Source organism: Streptomyces sp. SS8 (genome assembly GCF_054072955.1).
Genome location: NZ_JBSVCZ010000024.1, coordinates 85,774 through 109,800 on the forward strand (window position 1 = coordinate 85,774; position 24,027 = coordinate 109,800).

Annotated in this window: 19 protein-coding genes and 1 pseudogene; 5 read left to right on the forward strand and 15 right to left on the reverse strand. The window is 74.8% G+C overall.

Annotation, left to right across the window (positions count from 1 at the left end):
• Positions 1 to 14: 14 nt before the first annotated feature.
• From scpB to ACW69E_RS21845, 8 genes are all read right to left on the reverse strand, one after another.
• Entirely contained in the window at positions 15 to 710 is a 696-nt protein-coding gene (scpB, locus tag ACW69E_RS21810) for an SMC-Scp complex subunit ScpB (RefSeq protein ID WP_457499961.1), read from the reverse strand.
• Entirely contained in the window at positions 707 to 1,882 is a 1,176-nt protein-coding gene (locus ACW69E_RS21815) for a segregation/condensation protein A (protein ID WP_457499962.1), read from the reverse strand. Before ACW69E_RS21815 ends, scpB begins: the two co-directional genes overlap by 4 nt.
• 26 nt (positions 1,883 to 1,908) lie before the next feature.
• The gene (locus tag ACW69E_RS21820; protein ID WP_457499963.1) at positions 1,909 to 2,532 is read right to left on the reverse strand and encodes a hypothetical protein; all 624 of its coding nucleotides are present in this window, start codon (positions 2,530 to 2,532) and stop codon (positions 1,909 to 1,911) included.
• Positions 2,529 to 3,668 (reverse strand): ParA family protein, encoded by a 1,140-nt coding sequence (locus ACW69E_RS21825; RefSeq protein ID WP_457499964.1) that lies wholly within the window; start codon positions 3,666 to 3,668, stop codon positions 2,529 to 2,531. Before ACW69E_RS21825 ends, ACW69E_RS21820 begins: the two co-directional genes overlap by 4 nt.
• A 517-nt stretch (positions 3,669 to 4,185) precedes the next feature.
• Positions 4,186 to 5,301 carry an alanine dehydrogenase gene (ald, locus tag ACW69E_RS21830; RefSeq protein ID WP_457499984.1) on the reverse strand — a complete coding sequence of 372 codons (1,116 nt, stop codon included), beginning with the start codon at positions 5,299 to 5,301 and terminating at the stop codon, positions 4,186 to 4,188.
• Positions 5,302 to 5,483: 182 nt separating this feature from the next.
• Entirely contained in the window at positions 5,484 to 7,682 is a 2,199-nt protein-coding gene (locus ACW69E_RS21835; RefSeq protein WP_457499965.1) for a tetratricopeptide repeat protein, read from the reverse strand.
• A 114-nt stretch (positions 7,683 to 7,796) separates the two neighbouring features.
• A complete protein-coding gene (locus ACW69E_RS21840; protein WP_457499985.1) occupies positions 7,797 to 8,420 on the reverse strand; it encodes an NUDIX domain-containing protein in 624 nt (207 codons plus the stop codon).
• Positions 8,421 to 8,468: 48 nt separating this feature from the next.
• Entirely contained in the window at positions 8,469 to 10,169 is a 1,701-nt protein-coding gene (locus tag ACW69E_RS21845; protein WP_457499966.1) for a CTP synthase, read from the reverse strand.
• Between the two features lie 436 nt (positions 10,170 to 10,605).
• Here ACW69E_RS21845 and ACW69E_RS21850 point away from each other — a divergent pair, with 436 nt between their 5' ends.
• Together ACW69E_RS21850 and ACW69E_RS21855 are read left to right on the forward strand one after the other, a co-directional pair.
• Entirely contained in the window at positions 10,606 to 12,417 is a 1,812-nt protein-coding gene (locus ACW69E_RS21850) for a glycoside hydrolase family 15 protein (protein ID WP_206348265.1), read from the forward strand.
• A gap of 210 nt (positions 12,418 to 12,627) precedes the next feature.
• Positions 12,628 to 13,662, forward strand: coding sequence for a LacI family DNA-binding transcriptional regulator (locus tag ACW69E_RS21855; RefSeq protein WP_457499967.1), 1,035 nt, complete (start codon positions 12,628 to 12,630; stop codon positions 13,660 to 13,662).
• A gap of 71 nt (positions 13,663 to 13,733) precedes the next feature.
• Here the strand turns inward: ACW69E_RS21855 and ACW69E_RS21860 are convergent, their stop codons facing one another.
• The 5 genes from ACW69E_RS21860 to ACW69E_RS21880 form a co-directional block, all read right to left on the reverse strand.
• On the reverse strand, positions 13,734 to 14,906 hold the full coding sequence (locus ACW69E_RS21860) for a glycosyltransferase family 4 protein (RefSeq protein ID WP_457499968.1): 1,173 nt from the start codon (positions 14,904 to 14,906) through the stop codon (positions 13,734 to 13,736).
• A gap of 207 nt (positions 14,907 to 15,113) precedes the next feature.
• Positions 15,114 to 16,865 (reverse strand): DNA repair protein RecN, encoded by a 1,752-nt coding sequence (gene recN, locus ACW69E_RS21865; RefSeq protein WP_457499969.1) that lies wholly within the window; start codon positions 16,863 to 16,865, stop codon positions 15,114 to 15,116.
• 133 nt (positions 16,866 to 16,998) lie between these two features.
• Positions 16,999 to 17,886, reverse strand: coding sequence for an NAD kinase (locus tag ACW69E_RS21870; RefSeq protein WP_457499986.1), 888 nt, complete (start codon positions 17,884 to 17,886; stop codon positions 16,999 to 17,001).
• 86 nt (positions 17,887 to 17,972) lie between these two features.
• The gene (locus ACW69E_RS21875; protein WP_457499970.1) at positions 17,973 to 18,803 is read right to left on the reverse strand and encodes a TlyA family RNA methyltransferase; all 831 of its coding nucleotides are present in this window, start codon (positions 18,801 to 18,803) and stop codon (positions 17,973 to 17,975) included.
• A gap of 7 nt (positions 18,804 to 18,810) precedes the next feature.
• Positions 18,811 to 19,116: a hypothetical protein gene (locus tag ACW69E_RS21880; protein WP_457499987.1), complete on the reverse strand. Its 306-nt coding sequence runs from the start codon at positions 19,114 to 19,116 to the stop codon at positions 18,811 to 18,813.
• An 83-nt stretch (positions 19,117 to 19,199) separates the two neighbouring features.
• On the opposite strand from ACW69E_RS21880, the gene ACW69E_RS21885 reads away from it, so the two are divergent.
• Both ACW69E_RS21885 and ACW69E_RS21890 read left to right on the forward strand, forming a co-directional pair.
• Positions 19,200 to 19,547: a sterol-binding protein gene (locus ACW69E_RS21885; protein WP_457499971.1), complete on the forward strand. Its 348-nt coding sequence runs from the start codon at positions 19,200 to 19,202 to the stop codon at positions 19,545 to 19,547.
• 105 nt (positions 19,548 to 19,652) lie between these two features.
• Positions 19,653 to 20,393: pseudogene (locus ACW69E_RS21890) on the forward strand (class I SAM-dependent methyltransferase).
• A gap of 73 nt (positions 20,394 to 20,466) precedes the next feature.
• Here the strand turns inward: ACW69E_RS21890 and ACW69E_RS21895 are convergent.
• Entirely contained in the window at positions 20,467 to 21,534 is a 1,068-nt protein-coding gene (locus ACW69E_RS21895) for an HAD hydrolase-like protein (protein WP_457499972.1), read from the reverse strand.
• A 77-nt stretch (positions 21,535 to 21,611) separates the two neighbouring features.
• Here ACW69E_RS21895 and ACW69E_RS21900 point away from each other — a divergent pair, with 77 nt between their 5' ends.
• Entirely contained in the window at positions 21,612 to 22,922 is a 1,311-nt protein-coding gene (locus ACW69E_RS21900) for a DUF1015 family protein (protein ID WP_457499973.1), read from the forward strand.
• Positions 22,923 to 22,994: 72 nt separating this feature from the next.
• Here the strand turns inward: ACW69E_RS21900 and ACW69E_RS21905 are convergent, their stop codons facing one another.
• Complete coding sequence (locus tag ACW69E_RS21905; protein WP_457499988.1) at positions 22,995 to 23,789, reverse strand: hypothetical protein; 795 nt, start codon at positions 23,787 to 23,789, stop codon at positions 22,995 to 22,997.
• Between the last annotated feature and the right edge of the window lie 238 nt (positions 23,790 to 24,027).

Sequence of the window (24,027 nt, forward strand, 5' to 3'; positions counted from 1 at the left end):
CCGTCTAACTGTCTCTAAGTCTGGGAATCGCCGCTGTCGTCCACGTCGAACGACGGCACACCCTCCTGGCTCTCGGCCTCGACCGCGTCCGCCTCGGGGAGGAAGGGCGCCAGTTCCGGAAGCTCCTCCAGACCCCGCAGGCCCATCCGCTCCAGGAAGTAGTTCGTCGTCCTGTACAGGATCGCACCTGTTTCGGGTTCGGTGCCCGCCTCCTCGATCAGCCCGCGCTGGAGGAGGGTGCGCATGACCCCGTCGCAGTTCACACCGCGCACGGCCGAGACCCGCGAGCGGCTGACCGGTTGACGGTACGCGACCACGGCCAGGGTCTCCAGCGCGGCCTGGGTCAGCCGGGCCTGCCGGCCGTCCAGGACGAAGCCCTCCACGGCGTCGGCGTACTCGGGGCGGGTGTAGTACCGCCAGCCTCCGGCGACCAGCCGCAGGTCGAAGCCGCGGCCCTGCCGGGCGTACTCGTCGGACAGCTCGCGCAGCGCCACGGCGATCGCGCGCCGGGGACGCTGGAGCACCTTGGCCAGGTGCTCCTCGGTGGCCGGCTCGTCGACGACCATCAGCACCGCCTCCAGGGCGGGCTTGAGGTCCAGCTCGGCGACAGAGGAGGCGCCGGCCGGCGGGCGGGGCTCCCCGGCCGCCTCCGTGCCCGCTCCCGTCCCGGTAGCGCCCGGTTCCGGGTCCGTTCCCGTGTCCGTGCTCATCCGAGGCCGTCCTTCCCGTCGTCTCCTGTGCTCCTGCCCGTGCCGTCGCCGGTGTCGAACTCGTCGGTGACCAGCGGTCGCGTCGCGTCCGCGCCGCTCCAGCGCACGGTGAGGCCGCCGAGCGCCTCCTCCTGTTCGAGGACGACCGCGCGCTCGCGGTAGAGCTCCAGCAGCGCCAGGAAGCGGGCGACGACGGTGAGTGTGTCGGCCGCGTCCTCGGTGAGCGACGCGAAGCTCGCCTCGCCCAGCTCCCGCAGCCTGGCGACCAGGATCTCCGCCTGCTCGCGCACGCTGACCAGCGGGGCGTGGATGTGGTCGACGTAGACCTGTGGTTCCGGTCTGGGCTGCATCGCCTTGACCGCGAGCCGGGCAAAACCCTCGGGACCGATGCTGATGACCACCTCGGGCAGCAGTTCGGCGTGGTGCGGCTCCAGCCCCACCGTACGCGGGTGGCGGCGTGCCTCGGCGGCCAGGCGGCCGTCGAAGATCTCGGCGACCCGCTTGTACGCGCGGTACTGCAGCAGCCGGGCGAAGAGCAGGTCGCGCGCCTCCAGCAGGGCGAGGTCCGCCTCGTCCTCGACCTCGGCGGCGGGCAGCAGCCGCGCGGCCTTCAGGTCGAGCAGGGTGGCGGCGACGACCAGGAACTCGGTGGTCTGATCGAGGTCCCAGTCGGGGCCCATGGCGCGGATGTGTGCCATGAACTCGTCGGTGACCTTCGACAGGGCGACCTCGGTGACGTCCAGCTTGTGCCGGGAGATGAGCTGGAGGAGGAGGTCGAAGGGGCCTTCGAAGTTGTCCAGGACCACCTTGAAGCGGCCGTCGCCGGGCTCTGCGGACCCGTCCTCGCCCTCTTCCTCCCGGGCGGCGGGCTCCCCGCCCTCCCCGCGCCCCGGGCTCCTGCCGGGCGGCGGCTGCCGCACCTCTTCCGATCCGGATCCGGGTTCGGGATCGCGCGGCGGTCCGGGCTCGGGTCCGGTGGCGGCCGGGCCGGGCTCGGGTCCGGTGGCGGCCGGGCCGGGCGGAGTGGCCGGTTCCGGCTCCTCCGGGGGCTCGGGTCCAGAGGCCGCCGGGGGTCCGGGAGGTCCCGGAGCGGCCGGCGCCGCCCCCGGCCCCCGGCCCAGTGGGCGGCGGGAGCGCCGGGGGGTCGGCGCGGGGTCGTCGGCGGTCGGCATCGCGGGGCAGGCTACCGCCCCGCGGGTCAGCGGCCGCGCAGGCGGCGCACCAGGATGCTCGCGTCGCCGCGCGCCTCCAGGTCCGCGAGGACCACGGCGACCGCCTCGCGGACGATCCGGCCGCGGTCCACGGCCAGGCCGTGCTCGCCGCGGAGCACCAGCCGGGCGTGCTCGAGGTCCATCAGCTCCTCGGCGGAGACGTAGACCGTGATCTTCTCGTCGTGACGCTCGCGCCCGCTGGGGCGCCGGGCCGCGGGCCTGCCGCGCCGGGGTGCCGCCGCGCCCACGGCCGTACGGCCCCTGCCCTGGCCCCTGGCAGCGCCCGCGGCGGGCTGGGCCGGGGGCTGGCCGGAGCCCGGGCGGGACTCCGCCGTGTCGCGGCCGCCGCGCCCGGCGTTCTGGCCGGGCACCGGGGGCTGCCGGGATTCCCGGCCGCCGGCCTCCGGGGCTTTGGCGGCGCCCGCCGTACGCTCCGGGCCGTCGGCGTCGCCGGTGGGTGTGTGCTCCGCCGCGGTGCCCTGTTCGCCCGCCGGGGCGGGGAGCCGGGCGGCGGCGGAGGCGTCGCCGCCGGTTTGCTGCTGGGGGGTCGACGGCTGGACCGGGGACCCTCCGGTGGAACGGAACAGTTCGTCGGCTGCCGGGAGACTCACTCGGCGTGGCACCGGGCGAGCACCTCCCTGGCGAGCTGGCGGTAGGCGGCGGCGCCGACGGAGTTGGAGGCGTAGGTGGTGATCGGTTCGCCGGCGACCGTGGTCTCCGGGAAGCGGACCGTGCGCCCGATGACGGTGTGGTACACGTTGTCGTCGAACGCCTCGACCACGCGCGCGAGCACCTCTCTGCTGTGCACGGTGCGCGAGTCGTACATCGTCGCCAGGATGCCGTCGAGCTCCAGTTCCGGGTTGAGCCGCTCCTGGACCTTCTCGATCGTCTCGGTCAGCAGCGCCACCCCGCGCAGCGCGAAGAACTCGCACTCCAGCGGCACGATCACCTTGTGCGCCGCGGTCAGCGCGTTGACGGTGAGCAGGCCGAGGGACGGCTGGCAGTCGATGACGATGAAGTCGTAGTCGGGCAGCAGCGGCGTCAGGGCGCGCTGGAGCGTCGACTCCCGGGCGACCTCGCTGACGAGCTGCACCTCGGCCGCGGACAGGTCGATGTTGCTGGGCAGCAGGTCCATGCCCGCCACGGCCGTCTTCAGCAGCACCTCGTCCGCCGACATGCCCCGCTCCATGAGCAGGTTGTAGACGGTCAGGTCCAGCTCCATCGGGTTGACGCCGAGGCCGACGGAGAGGGCGCCCTGGGGATCGAAGTCCACCAGCAGCACCCGGCGGCCGTACTCGGCGAGCGCGGCGCCCAGGTTGATGGTCGAGGTGGTCTTGCCCACCCCGCCCTTCTGGTTGCACATCGCGATGATCTTCGCCGGGCCGTGCTCGGTGACCGGGCCCGGGATCGGGAAGTACGGCAGCGGCCGGCCCGTGGGCCCGATGCGCTCACGGCGCTGGCGGGCGGCATCGGGCGCGAGGGTGGCCGCGTACTCGGGGTCGGGTTCGTACTCCGCGTCGGGGTCGTAGAAGTGCCCCTCGGGGAGTTCCTCGTAGTGGGGGTCCGCGTGGTCGGCCGGCCGGCCGGTCTCGCCGCCCCTGCGGTCGGCGGCCATGGCGTTCGCTCGGTGGCCGTCCATGCTCTGATTGGCTGTCATGCTCGCCTGGTTCTGGTGGGCTGCGAAAGTCTGGACAGCGACGGAGCCGACGGCTTCGAGTCCCGAGGGGGCTTCGCCCCGCGAAGGCATTCCCGGTCGTCCACCTGGGGGAGTAAATGTCGACTCATTCACAAGTCGTCCTACCTCCTTGGTGACCAGGAAACTTCTAGACAGGTCAGCGTGGCACCATGCCGATGATTGGCGACTCTATGGCGTGTCGGCCGTCCACAGCAACACAATCCGCCGCAGACGGCCGGATGTGTCGGCAACCATGTACCCGTCTGTCAAGGGTGTAACAGCCGCGCGGACGGGGTCTTCCGGGGGCGCGAAAGGTGCGAAGTACGACGATCGCGGCGAGTTGACGCCGCGTCGGCCCGGCACGGACCCCACCCTGGGGCCAACACCCCGGTCCCACCGGGGAAACCGCCGGCCGGCCCCCGGGAGGCCCGGGGTCCGGCCGGCGGAACGGCGGTGACGGTGTTGACGGGTGATGTTGACGCACGCCGTTGACCGTCACCGGCACTTCATATGACGACTTGTCTACTCAGTCGGCAGCCCGCCGACCGGCCCGACCGACCGGCCCGGCCGCCGGACGTCCGCCGGGCCGTCAGCCGAGCAGCGAGGCCGGCTCGCGCACCGGCAGCCCGTGCGCCTCGGCGACCGGACCGTAGGTGACCTCGCCCTCGTGGACGTTGAGGCCCCTGGCGAGCACGGGGTCGCGGCGCAGGGCGTCGCGCCAGCCGTGGTTGGCCAGCTCGACGATGTACGGCAGCGTGGCGTTGGTCAGCGCGTACGTCGAGGTGCTCGGCACCGCGCCGGGCATGTTGGCGACGCAGTAGAAGACCGAGTCGTGGACGGTGAAGGTCGGCTCCGCGTGGGTGGTGGGGCGCGAGTCCTCGAAGCAGCCGCCCTGGTCGATCGCGATGTCCACCAGGACGCTGCCCGGCTTCATCCGCGACACCAGCTCGTTGGTGACCAGCTTCGGCGCCTTGGCGCCCGGGATCAGCACCGCGCCGACGACCAGGTCGGCGTCGAGGACGGCCTTCTCCAGCTCGTACGCGTTGGAGGTGATCGTCCGCACCCGGGTGCCGAAGATCCGGTCGGCCTCGCGCAGCTTGCGCACGTCCTTGTCGAGCAGGGTGACGTGGAAGCCCATGCCGACGGCGATCTGGGTGGCGTTCCAGCCCGAGACGCCGCCGCCTATGACCACGGCACGACTCGGCGCGACACCCGGCACACCGCCGGGCAGCACCCCGCGGCCGCCGGCCGAGCGCATCAGGTGGTACGCGCCCACCTGCGGGGCGATCCGGCCCGCGACCTCCGACATCGGCGCCAGCAGGGGCAGCGCGCGGTCGGCGGTCTCCACCGTCTCGTAGGCGATGGCGGTGGTGCCCGAGCGCAGCAGCGCGTCGGTGCACTCGCGGGACGCGGCCAGGTGGAGGTAGGTGAACAGCGTCTGGTCCTTGCGCAGCCGGTGGTACTCCTCGGCGACCGGCTCCTTGACCTTCAGCAGCAGCTCGGCGGTGGCCCACACCTCGTCGGCGCTGTCCAGGATGACGGCGCCGGCCTCGGCGTACTCCCGGTCGGGGATGGAGGAGCCCTCGCCGGCGCTCCGCTCCACGTGGACCTGGTGCCCGTTGCGTACGAGCTCGTGCACACCGGCCGGGGTGATGGCCACGCGGAACTCGTTGTTCTTGACTTCGCGGGGGATGCCGACCTTCACGTCGATCACGGTCCTTGTCTCATGGGGGTGTCATGGTTGCGGAATGGACCGGGGCCCACCCCACCGCACCGGTACATGGGGTAAATGTCGGATGCGGTCGAGCGGCCGCAGCCCGGCCAGTTTAATGAAGGGTTTCGCCCTGTCCAGCCTTGCAAAGGGTTAATTTTTGCGAGGATCGCTGTCTATTTCGCAGGCCGACTGCCGCTCCCGGCGGCGCGCGGGGCTTCTTCCAGCATCCACCGCGCCCCCGCGGTACGCGAACGGGCGCCGTCTCCTCCGCCCGGTCCCCCGCCCGGCTCCGTGCCCCCGTCCCCGCGCCCGGCCCCCGGACGCCCCCACCGCAGGGCCCGGCGGCGGGTGCGCCGCGCCTCCTCGGCGCGGCCCGCGTACTCCTGGACCCTGGCCACCTCCTCCAGCGCCCGTGCGTACGCCTCGCCGTCCCGCAGCCGCCGGCAGGCCGCGGCGCAGGCCCGCCAGGCCCGCAGTGCCTCCTCCCACCGCCCCTCGCGCAGATACGCGGCCCCGATCAGCCCGTGCAGCCGGGCCTCGCCGGCCGGCTCGCCGCGGGTCTGGCACAGCGCCAGCGCCCTGCCGTACCAGTCGCCGGCGCGCCGGTCGTCCCCCAGGCGTGCGTAGGTGTCGCCCAGGGACTCCATCGCCCGCGCGGCCGCCGCAGCGCTCCGGTCGCCACCGCGCCCGCCGTCGGCCCGGGCCGCTTCCAGCGCGGCGCGGTAGCGCGTCAGCGCCCGGTGCGGACGGCCCGCGTGGGCGTCGAGGTCGCCGAGGTCGAGCAGGATCGCGGCGCGCTCGCCGTGCAGTCCGCGCCGCTCGGTGACCGGCAGCAGCAGTTCGTGGAGCCGGTACAGCTCGGGGGCGGCCGGCTCGGGTCCCGCGTGCGCGGTCAGGGCCCCGGCGAGGGCCGCGGCCAGCCGCCGGGCCAGGGTGTCCAGTTCCCCGTCCGCCACGGCGGTGCGGGCGGCCGCGCGCAGGCCCGGCAGCCGGGGGCCGAGCCAGGCGGCAGCGGCCGCGCGGCTTTCGAAACGCAGGGCGCGCGGCAACTCGGCCGCCGCACGGCGGGCCGGTGAGCCGGGCGGCTCGGCCGCGGCCCGGCAGGACCGCAGCAGCCGCACCGACCTCTCCAGCACCCGGGCCCGGGCCAGTCTCACGTCCTGCGGGCGCTCCCGTTCCTCCAGCACGGCCGCGAAGACGGGGGCGAGGCAGCCGGGGACGGCGTACAGCCCCGGGGTGGCGGTGGTGCGCAGCAGGCCGAGACCGGTGAAGGCCTCCAGCGTGGCCGCGGCCTCGTCCGCCCGGCAGCCGGCGAGGGCCGCGGCGGTGTGGGCGTCGGCGAGTCCGGCCGGGGCGAGCGCCAGCAGACGCAGAAAGCGCGCGGCGAAGGGCGGCAGCGAGCCGTGGACCAGGTGGAAGGCGCGGACCAGCGGCCGGGCGATCGGAGCGGGACGGGCGCGGGGACCGGGCAGGGCGGCTCGCGCGGGGCCGTGAGGGCCACTGGGAAGGCCGCCGAAGTGGCCGCCGGGCACCCGTCCCGACGCGTCCTCGGGTTCGTGGGCGTCGTCCGCCGCACCGCCGGGGAGGTCGTCGGGGAGGGCGGCGAACCGCCGGGCCGCCTCGGCCACGGACGCCGTGGGGTGGGCCGCCAGCCAGCCCCCGACCAGGGCGAGCGCCGCGGGACGCCCGCCACAGGCCTCGGCCAGGGCCTCCGCCGCACGCGGGTCGACGGTGACGCGCGGGGTGTCTCCGGCCCGCCGCTCCAGCAGGGCGACGGCAGCGGCCGTGTCGAGCCCCTCCAGCGTGCAGGGCCGCACGTCCGGAATGCCGGTCAGCGGGCCGCGGGAGACGGCCAGCACCAGGCAGCCCCGGCTGTCGGGCAGCAGGCCGTGAAGCTGCTCGGGAGCGGTCACGTCGTCCAGCACGAGCAGGGCGCGGCGGTCCGCCAGGGCTGCGCGCAGCGCCTCGGCGAGCTCGGCGTCCCCCGCCCCGGGGGGAGGCGCGGCCGCGGGCCCGCCGCCGGCGGCGAGAGCGTGGAGCAGATCACGGGCGGTGCGTTCGGTGGGGACGGGGGTGCCGTCCGGGTCGCTGAGCCGGGCGCGCAGGACCCCGTCGGGGTAGTCGGCGGCCACCCGCCGCGCGAACTCCTCCGCCAGCGCGGTGCGGCCCGAGCCGGGCCGGCCCGCGACGAGCAGGACGCGGCAGCGGGGCGGGGGGTGGCCGGAGAGGGTGTCGAGCCCGGCGTGCCCGACGTCGGTGCGCAACCGGTCCAGTTCGCGCCGCCGTCCGAGGAAACCGCCCGCCGCCCCGCCTCCGTCCACGGCTCCGGCGGACGGGGCCGGCCCGCCGGTGTGCACCGCCTGATCCGTCACGGCTGGAAGGGTAGTTCACCGCGGACGGTCCGCACCGGCGCCGCGTGCCCCGGGCGCGGAGCGGCCGCTCCGCGCCCGGGGCAGGGTCACACTCCGGCCGTCACGGCCGGCTCCTCACGCCTCGAAGGGCCTGGCGGGCCAGGCAGCCCCGGCCGGGCGCAGGGCGTCCAGGCCGCCCTCGGTCCGTGCGGCGGTCAGCGCCAGGACACCGGTCACCAGGCAGTTGTTGTGCAGGTCACCCGCCAGCGCGCCGCGCACCAGCTGCGCCAGGGGCACCCGGGTCACCTCCATCTCCGACTCCTCGTCGCTGACCTCGAAACGCTCGCCCTCGGCGTCGGACAGACCGCGGGCCAGGAAGACGCGCACCGCCTCGTCGCAGCCGCCGGGCGAGGTGTAGACGTCGATCAGCACCCGCCAGTCCTCGGCCTTGACGTGCGCCTCCTCGTACAGCTCGCGCCTGGCGGCGCTCAGCGGGTTCTCGCCGGGTACGTCGAGCAGGCCGGCGGGGATCTCCCACAGCTTGTGCCGCACCGGGTGCCGGTACTGGCTGATCACCAGCACCCGGTCCTGCTCGTCGAGGGCGAGGACGGCCACCGAGCCGGGGTGGACCTGGTAGTCGCGGGCGGCGACGGAGCCGTCCGGCATCACCACACGGTCGGTGCGCACGCTGGTCTTGGCGCCCTCGAAGGGCGTCTCGGAGGCGGTGACCCGCCACTGCTGCGGGACGTCCCGCAGCACCTGTCCGTCCGCGGGCCCTGCGGCCCGCCCGTCCCTGTCCGCCACGGCTCAGGCCTCCCGGCCCGCCGCGGCGGAGGCGGCCCGGGGGGCCGCGCCGGAGTCCTGCTGCCGCCTCACGGCCGCGCCGACCAGACCGGCGAAGAGCGGGTGCGGGCGGGTGGGCCGGGAACGCAGCTCGGGGTGGGCCTGGGTGGCGACCAGATAGGGGTGGGTCTCGCGCGGGTACTCCACGTACTCCACCAGCTTGTTGTCCGGGGAGGTGCCGGAGAACACCAGGCCGGTCTTCTCCAGCTCGGCCCGGTAGGCGTTGTTGACCTCGTAGCGGTGGCGGTGGCGCTCCTCGACGTACGGCTCGCCGCCGTAGACCTCGCGCACGATCGAGCCCTCGGCGAGCTTGGCCGGGTACATCCCCAGCCGCATGGTGCCGCCCAGGTCGCCCTCGCCGGCGACGATGTCGAGCTGCTCCTCCATGGTGGAGACCACCGGGTGGGGCGCGGCCTGGTCGAACTCGGTGGAATTGGCGCCCTCGATGCCGGCCAGGTTGCGGGCGGCCTCGATGACGATGCACTGCAGGCCCAGGCACAGGCCCAGCAGCGGAACGCCGTTCTCGCGGGCATAGGTGATCGCGGCGACCTTGCCCTCGACCCCGCGCTCGCCGAAGCCGCCGGGGATGCAGATCGCGTCCACGTCGCCGAGCTGCCTCCTCGCCCCGCCGGGGACGCGGCAGTCGTCGGAGGTGACCCACTTGATCTTCACGCGGGCGTTGTTGGCGAAGCCTCCGGCGCGCAGCGCCTCGGTGACCGACAGATAGGCGTCGGGCAGGTCGATGTACTTGCCGACCAGCGCGACGGTCACCTCGTGGTCGGGCTGGTGGACGCGGCGCAGCAGGTCGTCCCACTGGGTCCAGTCCACGTCGCGGAAGGGCAGGCCCATCCGGCGCACCACGTAGGCGTCCAGTCCCTCGGTGTGCAGCACCTTGGGGATGTCGTAGATCGACGGGGCGTCCTTGCAGGCCACCACCGCGTCCTCGTCCACGTCGCACATCAGCGAGATCTTGCGCTTGATGGAGACGGGCACGTCCCGGTCGGCGCGCAGCACGATGGCGTCGGGCTGGATGCCGATGTTGCGCAGGGCGGCGACCGAGTGCTGGGTGGGCTTGGTCTTCAGCTCGCCGGAGGGCCCGATGTAGGGCAGCAGCGAGATGTGGACGACGAAGACGTTGTCGCGGCCGACCTCGTGCCGCACCTGACGCACGGCCTCCAGGAACGGCAGCGACTCGATGTCGCCGACCGTGCCGCCGACCTCGGTGATCACCACGTCCACGTCCTCGGTGGCCATCCGGCGGATGCGGTGCTTGATCTCGTTGGTGATGTGCGGGATGACCTGCACGGTGTCGCCCAGGTACTCGCCTCGCCGCTCCTTGGCGATGACCGTGGAGTAGATCTGGCCGGTGGTGACGTTGGCGGAGCCGTCGAGGTCGACGTCGAGGAACCGCTCGTAGTGGCCGATGTCCAGATCGGTCTCGGCGCCGTCGTTGGTGACGAACACCTCGCCGTGCTGGAAGGGGTTCATCGTGCCGGGGTCGACGTTGAGGTACGGGTCGAGCTTCTGCATGGTGACCCGCAGTCCCCGCGCCTTGAGCAGGGCGCCCAGGCTGGAGGCGGTCAGGCCCTTGCCGAGCGAGGAGGCGACACCCCCGGTGACGAAGAGGTGCTTGGTCGTCATGGATGTCGAGGATCGAGTCGGCATGGCCAAGAGGGGGCTCCCGTGGTCGCGAGGTGACGTGCGCTGCGGCCGCCCCGGCCCGATCGGCTCGACCGGCGGGGTGCCGTCGCTGCGGTTCGGGGGTTGTTGTGCCCTCCGCTCCACGGGCTACCAGGGTATCAGCGGCGCGTCCGGGCTGCCGAGGCGCGGCCCGCCGCCACCCGGACCATGGCACAGTTACCGGGGCGGCTGCCGGGGCGCCCGCCCGTGCGACGGCCCCGGCGATCGTCACCGAAGCCGTACACCGCGGTTGTCAATCACCGGATTGTTGTCACCCGGAAGGCCCCGTCACCCCTAAGGTGACCTCGGCGCGGAACATCTGGCCGCGTCGTATCCTGCTCAGACTGTCCGCGCGGGCACACTCGCGCGGCAGGACGGAAGACCGCACGTCCCACGGGGCGTAGCCACTGTTCGACTGGAGATGCTCGTGGCCGGGCGCATCGAGGATTACGCACTCATCGGGGACATGCAGACCGCCGCCCTGGTATGCCGGGACGGCTCGGTGGACTGGCTGTGCCTGCCCCGGTTCGACTCGCACGCCGTCTTCGCCGGGCTCCTGGGCACCGAGGAGCACGGCTTCTGGCGTCTGGGTCCCGCCCACCCCGCCGGTCAGGAGCCGCCGGCGGCCAGCCGCCGCCGCTACCGGGGCGACTCCCTGGTTCTGGAGTCCGAGTGGGACACCCCGCGCGGAACAGTACGGGTGATCGACTTCATGCCGCCGCGCGAGCACCACGCACCGCAGCTCATCCGCATCGTGGAGGGCGTCAGCGGCCGTGTGCCGATGCGCTCGGCGCTGCGGATGCGGTTCTCCTACGGCTGGGTGGTGCCGTGGGTGCACAAGGTGGACGGCCGCACCGTCGCCGTCGCCGGCCCCGACTCCGTGTGGGTGGACTCCGAGGCCGACACCTACGGCGAGGACCTGACCACCTACGCCGACTTCACCGTCGCACCGGGCGACCGGGTGGCGATGACCATCAGCTGGCAGCCCTCGCACAAGGAGCCCCCGGCGCCGGCGGAGCCGGAGGCGTCCCTGGCCGCGACCGAGGACTTCTGGCGCGACTGGGTGCGCCAGTGCACCTACCACGGCCCCTACCGGGAGGCGGTGGTCCGCTCCCTGATCACGCTCAAGGCGCTCACCTACGCCCCGACCGGCGGCATCGTCGCGGCCCCCACCACCTCGCTGCCCGAGCACATCGGCGGTGTGCGCAACTGGGACTACCGCTTCACCTGGCTGCGCGACGCGGCGATCACACTGTCGTCGCTGCTGCGCACCGGCTACCGCAGCGAGGCGCTGGCCTGGCGCGAGTGGCTGCTGCGCGCGGTCGCCGGCGATCCGGAGAACCTGCAGATCATGTACGGCATCGCCGGTGAGCGCGAGCTGGGCGAGACGGAGCTGTCCTGGCTGCCCGGCTACGAGAACTCCCAGCCGGTGCGGGTCGGCAACGGCGCCGCCTCCCAGCTCCAGCTCGACGTCTACGGCGAGGTCATCGAGGCCCTGCACCTGGCGCACATGACCGGCCTGGCGCGCAACGACTACGCCAGCCTCCTGCAGATCAAGCTGATCACCTACCTGGAGGACCACTGGAACGAGCCGGACGAGGGGATATGGGAGGTGCGCGGCCCGCGCCGCCACTTCGTGCACTCCAAGGTCATGGCCTGGACGGCGGTGGACCGCACCATCCGCCTGATCGAGTCCGGCGAGGCCGACGGCCCGCTGGAGCGGTGGCGCGCGCTGCGCGACGAGATACACCGCGACGTCTGCGAGAAGGGCTACGACCCCGAGCGGAACACCTTCACCCAGTCCTACGGGTCCAAGGAGCTGGACGCCTCCCTGCTGCTGATCCCGCAGGTGGGCTTCCTGCCGCCGGACGACAAGCGGGTCATCGGCACCATCGAGGCCATCCAGCGCGAGCTGTCCACGCCGGACGGCTTCGTGCTGCGCTATCCGACCTCGGGCGAGCACGCCGGGCTGGACGGGCTGGAGGGCGACGAGGGCGCGTTCCTGGCCTGCTCCTTCTGGCTGGCCGACGACCTGGCGATGATCGGCCGGGTGGAGGAGGCGCGCAGGCTCTTCGAGAAGCTGCTCTCGCTCCGCAACGACCTGGGGCTGCTCGCGGAGGAGTGGGACTCCCGCCTGGGACGCCAGGTGGGCAACTTCCCGCAGGCGTTCAGCCACGTTCCGCTGATCGACACCGCCCTGCGTCTGACCGCCTCGGGCGCCTACGGCGGCTGACGGCCCACCCGCGCGACCACGCCGCGCCCCGCCCGGTGACGCCGGGTACCGCCCGGTGACGTCCGTTTCCCGGACGCGCCGGGCGGTGCCGTGCAACGGTGCTGTAGAACGTACGGCGGAGTTGTGAAAGCGCTCTCACCCGCGGAGTGGACCGGCCCCCCGCGTCCGGCGGTAGCGTCGGGGTTCCGCGAGATAAGGAGTTGTTCGCCCGTGCACGGTCCCAGACCCACCCTCGAAGCGGTCGCCGCCCACGCCGGGGTCTCCCGCGCCACCGTCTCGCGCGTGGTCAACGGGGGCGCCGGTGTCCGCAAGTCCCTGCGGGACCGGGTCCAGGCGTCCGTGGCCGAACTGGGCTACGTCCCCAACAGTGCGGCGCGCAGCCTGGTCACCCGCCGCACCGGAGCCGTCGCCGTGGTGATCGCCGAGCCGGAGACCCGGGTGTTCTCCGACCCCTTCTTCGCCCAGCAGTTGCGCGGCATCAGCCGCGAGCTGGCGGCGTGCGACACGCAACTGCTGCTCATGCTGCTGGAGGGCCGCACGGACTACGACCGCATCGGCCGCTATCTGTCGGGCGGGCACGTGGACGGCGCGCTGATGTTCTCGCTGCACCGCGACGACCCGCTGCCGTCCATGGCGAACGCCTCCGGCCTGCCCACGGTCTTCGGCGGGCGGCCGGGCTGGCCCGGCGCCGAGGACGACCCCGAGCTGCTGTACGTGGACACCGACAACCGGGGCGGCGCCCGGCAGGCGGTGGAGCATCTGCTTCGGCGGGGGCGGCGGCGGATCGCGGTGATCACCGGCCCGCTGGACCAGACCTCCGCCCTGGACCGGCTCGACGGCTACCTCGACGCCCTGGGCCTGTCCGAGCCCGACCCCGCCCTGGTCGCCCACGGCGACTTCACGGCCGAGGGCGGCGAGCGGGCCATGGCCGAGCTGCTGGACCGCTCGCCCGGCCCGGACGCGGTTTTCGCGGGCAACGACCTGACGGCCACGGGCGCGCTGCGGACGCTGCGCGCCCGCGGGGTGCGGGTGCCGCAGGACGTGGCGGTGGTCGGCTACGACGATCTGGAGCAGGCCGCCTGGGCCGAGCCCGCGCTGACCACCGTGCGCCAGGACATCCAGGGGATGGGACGGATGATGGCGGAGCTGCTGCTGCGGCGGCTCGGGCTGGTCGGCGCCTCCGGCGGCGAGCGGCCGACCCCGGTCGTCACCCCCGCGCGACTGGTCGTCCGCGCCTCCGGCTGACCCGCGCCGGGCCCAGGGCCCGGCGCGGGGCCGGGCAGGGCGGCGGTCCGGTCCGGCGGCGGTCCGGGCTGTCAGGTTCCCTGTGCCAGTTCGTCGTACACGCTCAGCACCTGGGCCACCGTGTCGTCCTCGCTCGGCCAGGTCGCGGCCTGGGCGCGCCCGGCCTCGGCCAGCCCGCGGCGCCGGGCGGGGTCGCCGAGCAGTCCGCCGACCGCCTCCGCCAGCGCGTCCGCGTCGCCGTAGGGCACCAGCAGCGCGGCGTCGCCGACCAGCTCCGGCAGACCGCCCACCGCGCTCGCCACCAGCGGCACCCCGGCCCGCAGCGCCTCCTGCGCCACCACCGCCCGGCCCTCCCAGCGCGCGGGCAGCACGGCGACATCGGCGGCGGCGAGCAGCTCCAGGGCGTCCTCGCGCCGCCCCAGCAGCCGTACCGGCAGTTCCTCGGCCTCGATGCGGCGCTGCAGCGCGGGGCGCGCCGGGCCCTCCCCGGCGATGGCCAGCAGCGGCTGCGGATCCAGCCGGCGCCAGGCCCGGGAGGCGGTCAGCAAGGTGGTGTGCCCCTGACGGGGGACGAGCCGGCCGATGGCGAGGACCAGCGGGCGGCCGGTGACGCCCAGTTCGGCCCGGGTCTTCTCCCGCGCCGCGTCGTCCGCCCCGCCCGGCCCCTCCCCGTATCTCCCGCCCGGCCCTTCCCTGTAACCCTCGTGCCCTCCACCCGTCACGGCCACGGTCACGGGAGCCAGCCGGGCGTCGCGGGCGCCGTGGCGGCGGGCCCGGTCCACCAGGTCCGAGGTGGTGCCGAACACCACCCGAGCGGCCCGCACCACCCGCCGCTCCAGCAACCGCATCAGCCGGGCCCGCACCCCCGCCGGCTGAGCCCGGGCGTGCCAGGTGACCACCAGCGGTGTCCGGCGCCGTCCGCACAGTGCCAGGGCGGCCGGCGCACCGGCGCGCATCCCGTGGGCGTGCACCACCGCGGCGTCCGCGCACACCACGCGCAGCACCCCGGCCGCCTCGGGACCGGTGCCGCAGGACAGGGGCACGAAGTGGGCGCCGAGGCCGGTGAAACCGTAGTCGGGTTCGGTGCCCGGCGGCGCGCAGACGGTCACCCGCACCCCCCGCGCCACCAGTCCGGCGGTCAGGGAGCGCACATGTGCGCAGACGCGGGCGCTGCCGCCGCCGATCACCTGCACGACGTGCAGCGGCGGCCCGCCGTGCGGGGGAACCGGGGTGGTGGTCTTCACTGGGTGCCGGGACTCCTGGGGTGGGGGCTCGAAGGATTCGGACGGCTCGGACCGGCGGATCCGCCCCGCCGGGGCCGCGGATCACGCACAGCAGCGTACGGCGTACAGACCGTGCGGCGCCTCCAGGATGCCACCCCGGCCCCGGTTGGACGCCACGCCGTACGGGTGAAACACCGGCGGCCGGAACGGGGTGCCCGGAGCCCGGCGTCAGATGCCGGAGCGGGCCGCCTCCAGCAGCTCCTCGGCGTGGGCGCGGGCGAGTTCCGAGTCCTCCTGCCCGGCCAGCATCCGGGACAGCTCGCGCACCCGGTCCTCGCCCCAGAGGGTCTTCACACCGCTGCGCGTCACCGAGCCGTCGGAGGTCTTCTCCACCACCAGATGCCGGTCGGCGAACGCCGCCACCTGCGGGAGGTGGGTGACGACCACGACCTGCGCCGACTTCGCCAGCCGCGCCAGCCGCCGCCCGACCTCCACCGCGGCCCGGCCGCCCACACCGGCGTCCACCTCGTCGAAGAGATAGGTCGGCACCGGGGCGGTGCCCGCGAAGACGACCTCGACGGCGAGCATCACCCGCGACAGCTCACCGCCCGAGGCGCCCTTGGCGATGGGGCGGGGCGGGGCGCCGGGGTGGGGGGCCAGCAGCAGCTCCACCTCGTCCACGCCGTGGGGGCCGAAGACGACCGGCCGCCCGTCCACCTCGATCCCCGACTCCTCGTCCGCCGTCTCGTGCCGGCGCAGCTCCACGGTGACGCGTGCGTGCGGCATGGCGAGCTCGGCCAGCTCGGCGGTGACCGCGTCGGCGAACCGCTTGGCGGCCTCCGTCCGCGCCTGCGTCAACCGCTGCGCGAGAGCCGCCAGTTCGGCGCGGAGCACATCGCGCTCGGCGGCCAGTTCCCCGATCCGGTCGTCGTCCCCCTCGAGTTCGGCCAGCCGGGCGGCGCTCTCCTCGGCCCAGGCCAGGACGGCGGCGGTGTCCTCGCCGTACTTGCGGGTCAGGTGGGACAGGACGGCCCGGCGCTCCTCGACGGCGGCCAGCCGCGCCGGGTCGGCGTCCAGGTCGTCGGCGTACCCGGCCAGCTCCCCGGCCACGTCCGCCAGCAGGATGCCCACCTCGCCCAGCCGGTCGGCCAGCGCCGCCAGCGACGGATCGTGCGACCGCACGGCCTCCAGCGCGCGCTGGGCGCCGGCGACCAGCGCGCCCGCGTCCACAGACTCCGGGTCGGCCGGATCGCCGGCCAGCGCGTCGTGGGCGGTGGCCGCGGCCGACGCCAGGGCCTCGGCGTGGCCGAGCCGCTCGGCCTCGGCGGCCAGTTCGGTGTCCTCCCCGGCCCGGGGCTCGGCCGCGGCGATCTCCTCCAGGCCGAAACGCAGCAGATCGGCCTCCTGGGCGCGCTCGCGGGCACGCGTGGTCAGCTCGGCCAGCTCGGCGGAGACCGTGCGCAGCCGCCGGTAGGCCCGGCCGTACTCGGCCAGGGGGGCGGAGACCGCCTCGCCCGCGTACCGGTCCAGCGCCTCACGCTGCCGGGCGGGCCGCAGCAGGCCCTGCTGGTCCGTCTGGCCGTGCACCGCGACCAGGTCCTCACCCAGCTCCGACAGCAGGCCGACGGGCGCCGAGCGCCCGCCGACATGGGCGCGCGAGCGCCCCTCGGCCGAGATCGTCCGGCTGACCAGCAGTACGCCCTCGTCCAGCTCCGCGCCCGCCTCCTCGGCGCGCCGCGCCGCGGGCGCGTCGGGCGGCAGCACGATCCGGCCCTCCACCACGGCGGCCTTGGCTCCCACCCGTACCAGGGCGGCGTCCGCCCGTCCGCCGAGCAGCAGTCCCAGACTGGTGACGACCATGGTCTTGCCCGCGCCGGTCTCGCCGGTCACCGCGGTGAAGCCGGGGGACAGCTCGACGACGGCGTCATCGATCACGCCCAGGGCCCGAATCCGCATCTCCTCCAACACGGATACGACCATACGAGGTTCCACGGCAGGATCCGCACTCACGGTCCGCACCACACGCCCCGCGCGCCCCTTCCTCCCCGCCGCGCGCACGCACGGCCGGCGCGGCAGACGCGGTCGCCCCGGCAGGCGGGCCGGCGCGGCGCGGTCAGTGCGGCGCCCCGCGCCACCCGGCCACCGGCAGGGCGAACTTCGCCACCAGGCGGTCGGTGAAGGAGGCGTGGTGCAGCCGCGCCAGCCGTACCGGCACCGCGCTGCGCCGCACCTCCACCCGGGCCCCGGCTGGCAGTTCGGCGGTGCGCCTCCCGTCGCACCACAGGACGCCCCCCTGGGTCTGCGGCTGCACCTCGACGGCCAGCACCGAATCGGGCGTGGTCACCAGGGGTTTGGCGAACAGCGCGTGGGCGCTGATGGGCACCAGCAGCAGCGCCTCGACCTCCGGCCAGACCACCGGCCCGCCCGCGGAGAAGGCGTAGGCCGTCGAACCGGTGGGCGTGGCGCACACCACACCGTCGCAGCCGAAACGGGAGACCGGCCGGCCGTCGACCTCCGCGACGACCTCCAGCATCCGCTCGCGGGCGGCCTTCTCCACCGAGGCCTCGTTCAGCGCCCAGTCGCGGTGGAGGACGTCCCCGTCGCTCAGGACGAGCACGTCGACGGTCATCCGCTCCTCCACCTCGTAGGAGCGCGCGACCACCCGCCGCACGACCTTGTCCAGATCGTCGCGCTCGGCCTCGGCGAGGAAACCGACCCGGCCGAGGTTGACCCCCAGCATCGGCACCCCCGAGGCCCGGGCGAACTCGGCGCCGCGCAGCAACGTCCCGTCCCCGCCGAGGACGACGATCAGCTCGCAGCCCTCCACGGCCTTCTCGCAGAGCTCGCCGTCCGCCACTGTCTGCACGGACGGCGGCAGCGTCAGGTCGGCCGCCTCCTGGGCCAGGACGCGCGCGCCGATGCCGTTGCGCAGCAGCCCCTGGACGACGAGCTCGGCGCTGCGGACGGCGGCCGGGCGGCCCGTGTGGGTGATCAGGAACACGGTCCGTCCCGCGCCCTCCGCGCTTCCGGCGCTCCCGGCGGCCGGCGCGGTCCGCCCGGTCGTGCTCTGCTTCGTGTTCTGCGTGGTCACTGGGGGCCCTCCGCCACGGCTCGGTCGACATCGGCCGGGTCCAGTTCGGGTGCCCCGGCACGCAGCCACAGGAAGTACTCGACGTTACCGGAGGGTCCCGGCAGAGGACTGGCGGTCACTCCGAGCACTCCGAGACCCAGTTCCGCCGCCCGGCCGGCGACGGTGCGGACCGCCTCGGCCCGCAGGGCCGGGCTGCGCACCACGCCCCCGCTGCCCAGCCGTTCCCGGCCCACCTCGAACTGCGGTTTGACCATCAGCACCAGATCGGCCCCGGGCGCCGCACAGCGCGCGAGGGCGGGCAGCACCAGGCCGAGCGGGATGAAGGACAGATCGCCGACGACGAGGTCCACCGGCTCACCTCCGATCTGCTCCAGGGTCAGCTCGCGGACGTTGGTGCGGTCGCGCACCAGCACCCGCTCGTCGCTCTGCAGCGACCAGGCGAGCTGCCCGTAGCCGACGTCCACGGCCACCACCCGCGCGGCGCCGGCGCGCAGCAGCACGTCGGTGAACCCGCCGGTGGACGCCCCGGCGTCCAGCGCCCGCCGCCCGGCCACGGTCAGCCCGCGCGGGGTGAACGCCTCCAGGGCGCCGGCCAGCTTGTGGCCACCGCGCGAGACGTAGTCGGGGTCGGCCGCGTCCTCGGTCACGACGACGGCGGCCCCGGTCTCCACCTGGGTGGCGGGTTTGGTCGCGGTGGCGCCGCCGACGGCGACCCGGCCAGCGGCGATGAGCCGGCCGGCGTGCTCGCGCGAGCGGGCCAGGCCGCGGCGCACCAGCTCCGCGTCGAGCCGGTTGCGCCGGCCACGCTGGTTTCGTGACGCTGCCACGTGCGGTTCAGCTCCCGGGGTTGTGCGGCACGCCCGGTACGGGCGGCCCGGGTCGCTGGTCGAGCGCGGTCAGCGTGTCACGCAGCCCGCGGTGCACATCCTCGTACACCTCCAGATGCCCGGAGACGGCGAGGTGGTCGGCGTCCGCCAGGCGACGCAGCCGGGCGTCGACGTCTGCGTCCCCGGTGGGAGTCACCCCCACCCCCAGGGGCCGCGGCCCGCCGTCCCCGGCCGGGGGCTCCTCCCCCGGCGCCGTTCCCGCGCCCACCGGGTCCTGTGCTGCTGGTTCCGTCTCCGGCGCGGTGCCGGACATCGGCTCGTCCATGGTCACGACGCTACCGCGCGCGGCGTCCTGGGCGACGGCGGGCACTCCCCCTGAGGTACCGTCGTGAGGCGATGGCGACCACACAGCAGTGCCGGACCGCGCTGGAGCGGCTGGCGAGGAACCTCGCGGACGCGGACGACGACGTGCGCAGCGCCGCCGCCCTGGAGCGCTCGGTCAGCTGCCATCTCACCGATCTGGACACCACCTTCACCGGCCGACTCGTCCACGGCCGCATCGAGGACATGGCCACCGTCCACGGCCCGCCCTCCGAGCGCGCCCAGATCAGACTGGCCATGACCAGCGACGATCTGGTCTCGCTGGTGGACGGACGGCTGAACTTCGCCGGGGCCTGGGCCCGGGGCCGCGTCAGACTGGAGGCGGGCCTGCGGGACCTGCTGCGGCTGCGGTCGCTGCTCTGACCACCGGCCCGGACACCTCCCGGCCGGACGCGCGGCCGGGAGGCTCTGCCTGAGAGCCGCGGAAACCGGATATGGGCGAAGGCCCCGGGCGGCGACGATGACCGTATGACCACCGCCTCCCACGCCCGCTCCTTCGACTCCGCCGCGGCCCTGTACGCCGCGGGCCGTCCCTCCTACCCGCCCGCCCTCCTGGACACCGTCGAGGAGCTCTGAGGCCGCGCCCTGGCCGGCGCCCGCGCCGCCGACGTCGGAGCCGGCACCGGGATCCTCACCGCGCTCCTGGCCGCCCGCGGCGCCCGTGCCGTGGCCGTCGAGCCCGGCGGCATGGCGGCCGAGTTCCGCCGCGCCCTCCCCGGCGTCCCCCTGGTGCGCGGCGACGGAGACCGCCTGCCGCTGGTCTCCGGCCGCTTCGACCTGGTCACCTACGCCACCGCCTGGCACTGGACCGACCCCGGGCGGTCGGTGCCCGAGGCCCTCCGCGTGCTGCGCCCCGGCGGCGCCCTCGCCGTCCTGCGCAACGACTCCGACGAGTCCGTCGGCTGGATCGCCGACCAGGCCGCCCGGGTGCGCCGCTTCTTCGGCGCCGACCAGGAGACGGTGGAGGCGGCCCGAGACCGCTCGCTGCCGTCCGGACCCGGTTTCGCCCGCCGGCGGGTGCGCTGGTCCCGACGGGTGCCGCTGGAGACCCATCTGGCCAACCTCGCCGGCCACTCCGACTTCCTCGTCATCGGCGAGGAGCGCGCCGCCGCCTTCCTGGCCGGGGAGCGCGAGCGACTGGACGGCCTCTTCCCCGACGGTACGGTCGAGGAGTCCTATGTCGCCTCGGCGAGCGTCGCCCTGCGCTGACCGCACCCGGCCCCAGGCGGCCACACCGCCCGCGCGCCCGGGGCGGGGCCGCCCGCGGACACGGAAGGCGGTGTCACAGGCCGAGAGCCGCCAGCGCCCCGTCCGCACCGGCCCGGCAGACGCCCTCCCCGGCCTGACTCCACGCGACCGCGCACAGCGCCCTCAGTCCGTCCAGCGGATCCTCCCCGCGGCCCTCCAGCCGCAGCGCGCCGCCCTCCGCCGAAGCGGTCCAGCCGCCGCACAGGAACCGGCTCCGCTCCCCGTCGCGCAGCTCCTCCACCTCCGGCTGCGCCCGGTGCAGCGCCCGCAGGTCGGCGGCCACATACGTCGGCCGGTGCTCGGGGGGAGCGGCCAGCAGCTGCACCGCGTCCGTGACTCCGGTGAGCACCAGCAGCGAGTCCACACCCCCCGCGTACGCGCCCTCGATGTCGGTGTCCAGCCGGTCCCCGACCACCAGCGGCCGCCGTGCGCCCGTACGCAGGATCGTCTCGCGGTGCATCGGCGGCAGGGGCTTGCCCGCCGTCCTCGGCTCCGGTGCCGGGCGCATCCATCGCGTCGCGATCCGCACCACCTCCACGGCCGCGCCGTTGCCCGGCGCGATGCCCCGGCCGCTGGGAATCGTCAGATCCCCGTTGGAGGCGAACCACGGCAGCCCGCGCCCCACCGCGATCGCCGCCTCCGCCAGCCGCCCCCAGGGCATCTCCGGCCCGCCGTAGCCCTGCACGACCGCCGCCGGATCGTCGTCCGCCGACTCCACCGGTTCCAGACCGCGCTCGCGCAGCGCCACCCGCAGGCCCTCCGCGCCCACACACAGCACCCGCGAGCCGGCCGGCAGCTCCTCGGAGATCATCCGCGCCACCGCCTGCGCCGAGGTGACCACCTCCCCCGGCTCGGCGGGCACCCCCAGCCGCGTCAGGTGCCCGGCGACGGTCGCGGGGGTGCGCGCCGCGTTATTCGTCACGTACGCCAGCCGCATCCCGGCCGCCCGGGCCGCCGCGAGCGACTCGACCGCGTGGACGACCGCCTCGCCGCCCGCGTAGACCACACCGTCCAGATCGAGCAGCGCGGTGTCGTACACCTGGCTCGGCGGGGCTCCGCAGCCCTCCGGCCGGATACGTATCGGGTGGCGGTGTCCGGTCATCGTCGTCTCGCTCCTCGCGCCGGCGGTCTTCCTCCCCCGATCATCTCCCACCCGGCACACCGGCATAACATGCACCAATGCTGCGATCCCCGGGCCCCGAACACCCCTCGGGCGGCCTTCTCCTCGCCCCCTTCCGCGGCCTGCGCTACGCCCCCGACCGGGTCGGCAGCCTGGCCGCCGTGACCTCGCCCCCGTACGACGTCGTGGTCCGGCCCGACGGCCTGCACCATCTGCAGACCGCGGACCCCCACAACATCGTGCGACTGATCCTCCCGGAGGCCGCCGACCCGGCCGCCCGGCACCTGCAGGCCGCCCGGACCCTGCGCCGCTGGGAGGCGCAGGGCGTCCTCGTACGGGACCCGGAGCCGGCCCTGTACGTCTACGAGCAGCGCCGGGGCGACGTGCTCCAGCGCGGCCTGATCGGCGCCCTGCGGCTGACCCCGCCGGAGGAGGGCCTCGTACTGCCCCACGAGGACGTGATGCCGGAGGTCGTCGAGGACCGCGCGGCCCTGATGCGCGAGACGGCCGCCAACCTCGAGCCACTGCTGCTGTCCTACCGCGGCGACGGCACCGCGACCGGCGCGACCGCCGTCATCGAGCGCACCACCGGCAGACCCCCGCTGCTCTCCACCACCACCGAGGACGGCTTCTCGCACCGGCTGTGGGCGGTCACCGACGCGCGGGAGATCGCCGAGGCCGGGCGCGACCTCTCCCGCCGCCAGGCGCTCATCGCCGACGGCCACCACCGCTGGGCCACCTATCTGCGCCTGCGGTCCGAGCGCGTCGGGGGGGCCACCGGCCGGCGCGGCTTCTGGGACCACGGCCTGGTGCTGCTGGTGGACACGGCCCGCTACCCACTGCGGGTGCAGGCCATCCACCGTGTGCTGCCCCGCCTGCCGGTGGCCGAGGCCCTGTCCCGGCTGCAGGGCGCCTTCCGCGTACGGACCGTCGACGGCCCGCTCCCCCACGCCCTGCGCGCTCTGGAGACCGCCCCCGGCAACGCCTTCCTGCTCACCGGCGACGGCGCCTTCCACCTGCTCCACGACCCCGACCCGGACCTGCTCGCGCGCACCGTCCGCGACGGCCCTCCCGAGGAGTGGCGGCGGCTGGACGCCACGGTCCTGCACTCGACCCTGCTGGCCGCTGTCTGGCACGTCCCGGACAACTCCGCCGAGATCGGCTACCTCCACGACACGGCGGCGGCCGTGGAGCAGGCCGAGCGGCTGGGCGGCTCGGCGGTCCTGATGCGCGCGGTCGCGGAGGAGACCGTGCGCGGGCTGGCCCGCCAGGGCGTGACCATGCCGCGAAAGTCCACGTCCTTCGGTCCCAAGCCGGCCACCGGCCTGGTGCTGCGCGCCCTCGACGGACTGCCGGAGGGGCCCGCCTGACCATACGGTGAGGGCGGGGCCCGTCCTTGGAACGGGCCCCGCCCTCACCGTATGACGCGCCTCAGAAGCCGCTCAGCGCTCTTCCTCCGTGCCCCGGTCACCGTCCCGGCCGCTGTCCCGGTCACGGCTCCCGTACTCGTTCCCCCGGTCCTCACCGCCGGCCTCGGCAGTCTCGACGGGGCCCTCCTCGCCCGTCTTCTCCGGCTCGGGCACCTCATCCAGGTCCGCCTCCGGGTCGAGCGCGTCCAGGAACTCCACACCGTCCAGCTGGGCCAGCCGGTCCGACGCGTCGGTCATCCCGCCCTGGTCCGCCTCCAGTGCCCTGGCGAACCATTCACGGGCCTCCTCCTCACGACCCACGGCCAGCAGCGCGTCGGCGTACGCGTAACGCAGCCGGGCCGTCCACGGCTGTACGGAGTTCGACGCCAGCTCGGGGCTCTGGAGCGTGACCACGGCTGCCTCGGCCTGTCCCATGTCGCGCCGTGCTCCCGCCGCGACCAGACGCATCTCCACCTGTCCGGCCTTGTCGAGCTTCTGCACCTCCGGCTCACCGGCCATGGCGAGCGCCTTCTCCGGTCGGCCGAGACCACGCTCGCAGTCGGCCATCACGGGCCACAGGTGGGAAGAACCGGTCATCCGGCGGGCAGCCCTGAACTCGGCCAGCGCCTCGGCGTACTTCCCCACCCCGTAGGCGGCGAAGCCCGCGGCCTCGCGCACCGCGGCGACACGGGAGGCCAGCCGCAGCGCGACCTTGGCATAGCCGTACGCCTGCTCGGCGTCCTCGTCCAGCAGCTTCGCGACCATCACCAGATTCCTGGCGACGTCCTCGGCGAGCGTCTTGGGCAGGCTCATCAGCTCCTGCCGCACGTCCTTGTCGAGTTCCTGCCCGGTGACATCCTCCGGGATCGGCAACCGCTTGATGGGCTCCCTGTCCTGGCCGCGGTCACCCGGACGCTCCTCACGCCGGTAACCGGCGCCTCCGCCCTCGCGCCGCCCGCGGAAACCACCACGGTCGTCGCGGCCCCGGCCGTACGGGCGCCTTCCCCGGTCGTCGTCACGGCGGAACGACGGCCGGTCATCGCGACGCTCGTCCCGGCGGTCATCG

What these genes read in the sequence shown, in the direction of transcription:
- scpB (WP_457499961.1), bottom strand. Translation starts at nt 710, where the DNA reads ATGAGCACGGACACGGGAACGGACCCGGAACCGGGCGCTACCGGGACG.
- ACW69E_RS21815 (WP_457499962.1), bottom strand. Translation starts at nt 1,882, where the DNA reads ATGCCGACCGCCGACGACCCCGCGCCGACCCCCCGGCGCTCCCGCCGC.
- ACW69E_RS21825 (WP_457499964.1), bottom strand. Translation starts at nt 3,668, where the DNA reads ATGCCTTCGCGGGGCGAAGCCCCCTCGGGACTCGAAGCCGTCGGCTCC.
- ACW69E_RS21845 (WP_457499966.1), bottom strand. Translation starts at nt 10,169, where the DNA reads ATGCCGACTCGATCCTCGACATCCATGACGACCAAGCACCTCTTCGTC.
- ACW69E_RS21850 (WP_206348265.1), top strand. Translation starts at nt 10,606, where the DNA reads ATGCTCGTGGCCGGGCGCATCGAGGATTACGCACTCATCGGGGACATG.
- recN (WP_457499969.1), bottom strand. Translation starts at nt 16,865, where the DNA reads ATGGTCGTATCCGTGTTGGAGGAGATGCGGATTCGGGCCCTGGGCGTG.
- ACW69E_RS21880 (WP_457499987.1), bottom strand. Translation starts at nt 19,116, where the DNA reads ATGTCCGGCACCGCGCCGGAGACGGAACCAGCAGCACAGGACCCGGTG.
- ACW69E_RS21885 (WP_457499971.1), top strand. Translation starts at nt 19,200, where the DNA reads ATGGCGACCACACAGCAGTGCCGGACCGCGCTGGAGCGGCTGGCGAGG.
- ACW69E_RS21895 (WP_457499972.1), bottom strand. Translation starts at nt 21,534, where the DNA reads ATGACCGGACACCGCCACCCGATACGTATCCGGCCGGAGGGCTGCGGA.
- ACW69E_RS21900 (WP_457499973.1), top strand. Translation starts at nt 21,612, where the DNA reads ATGCTGCGATCCCCGGGCCCCGAACACCCCTCGGGCGGCCTTCTCCTC.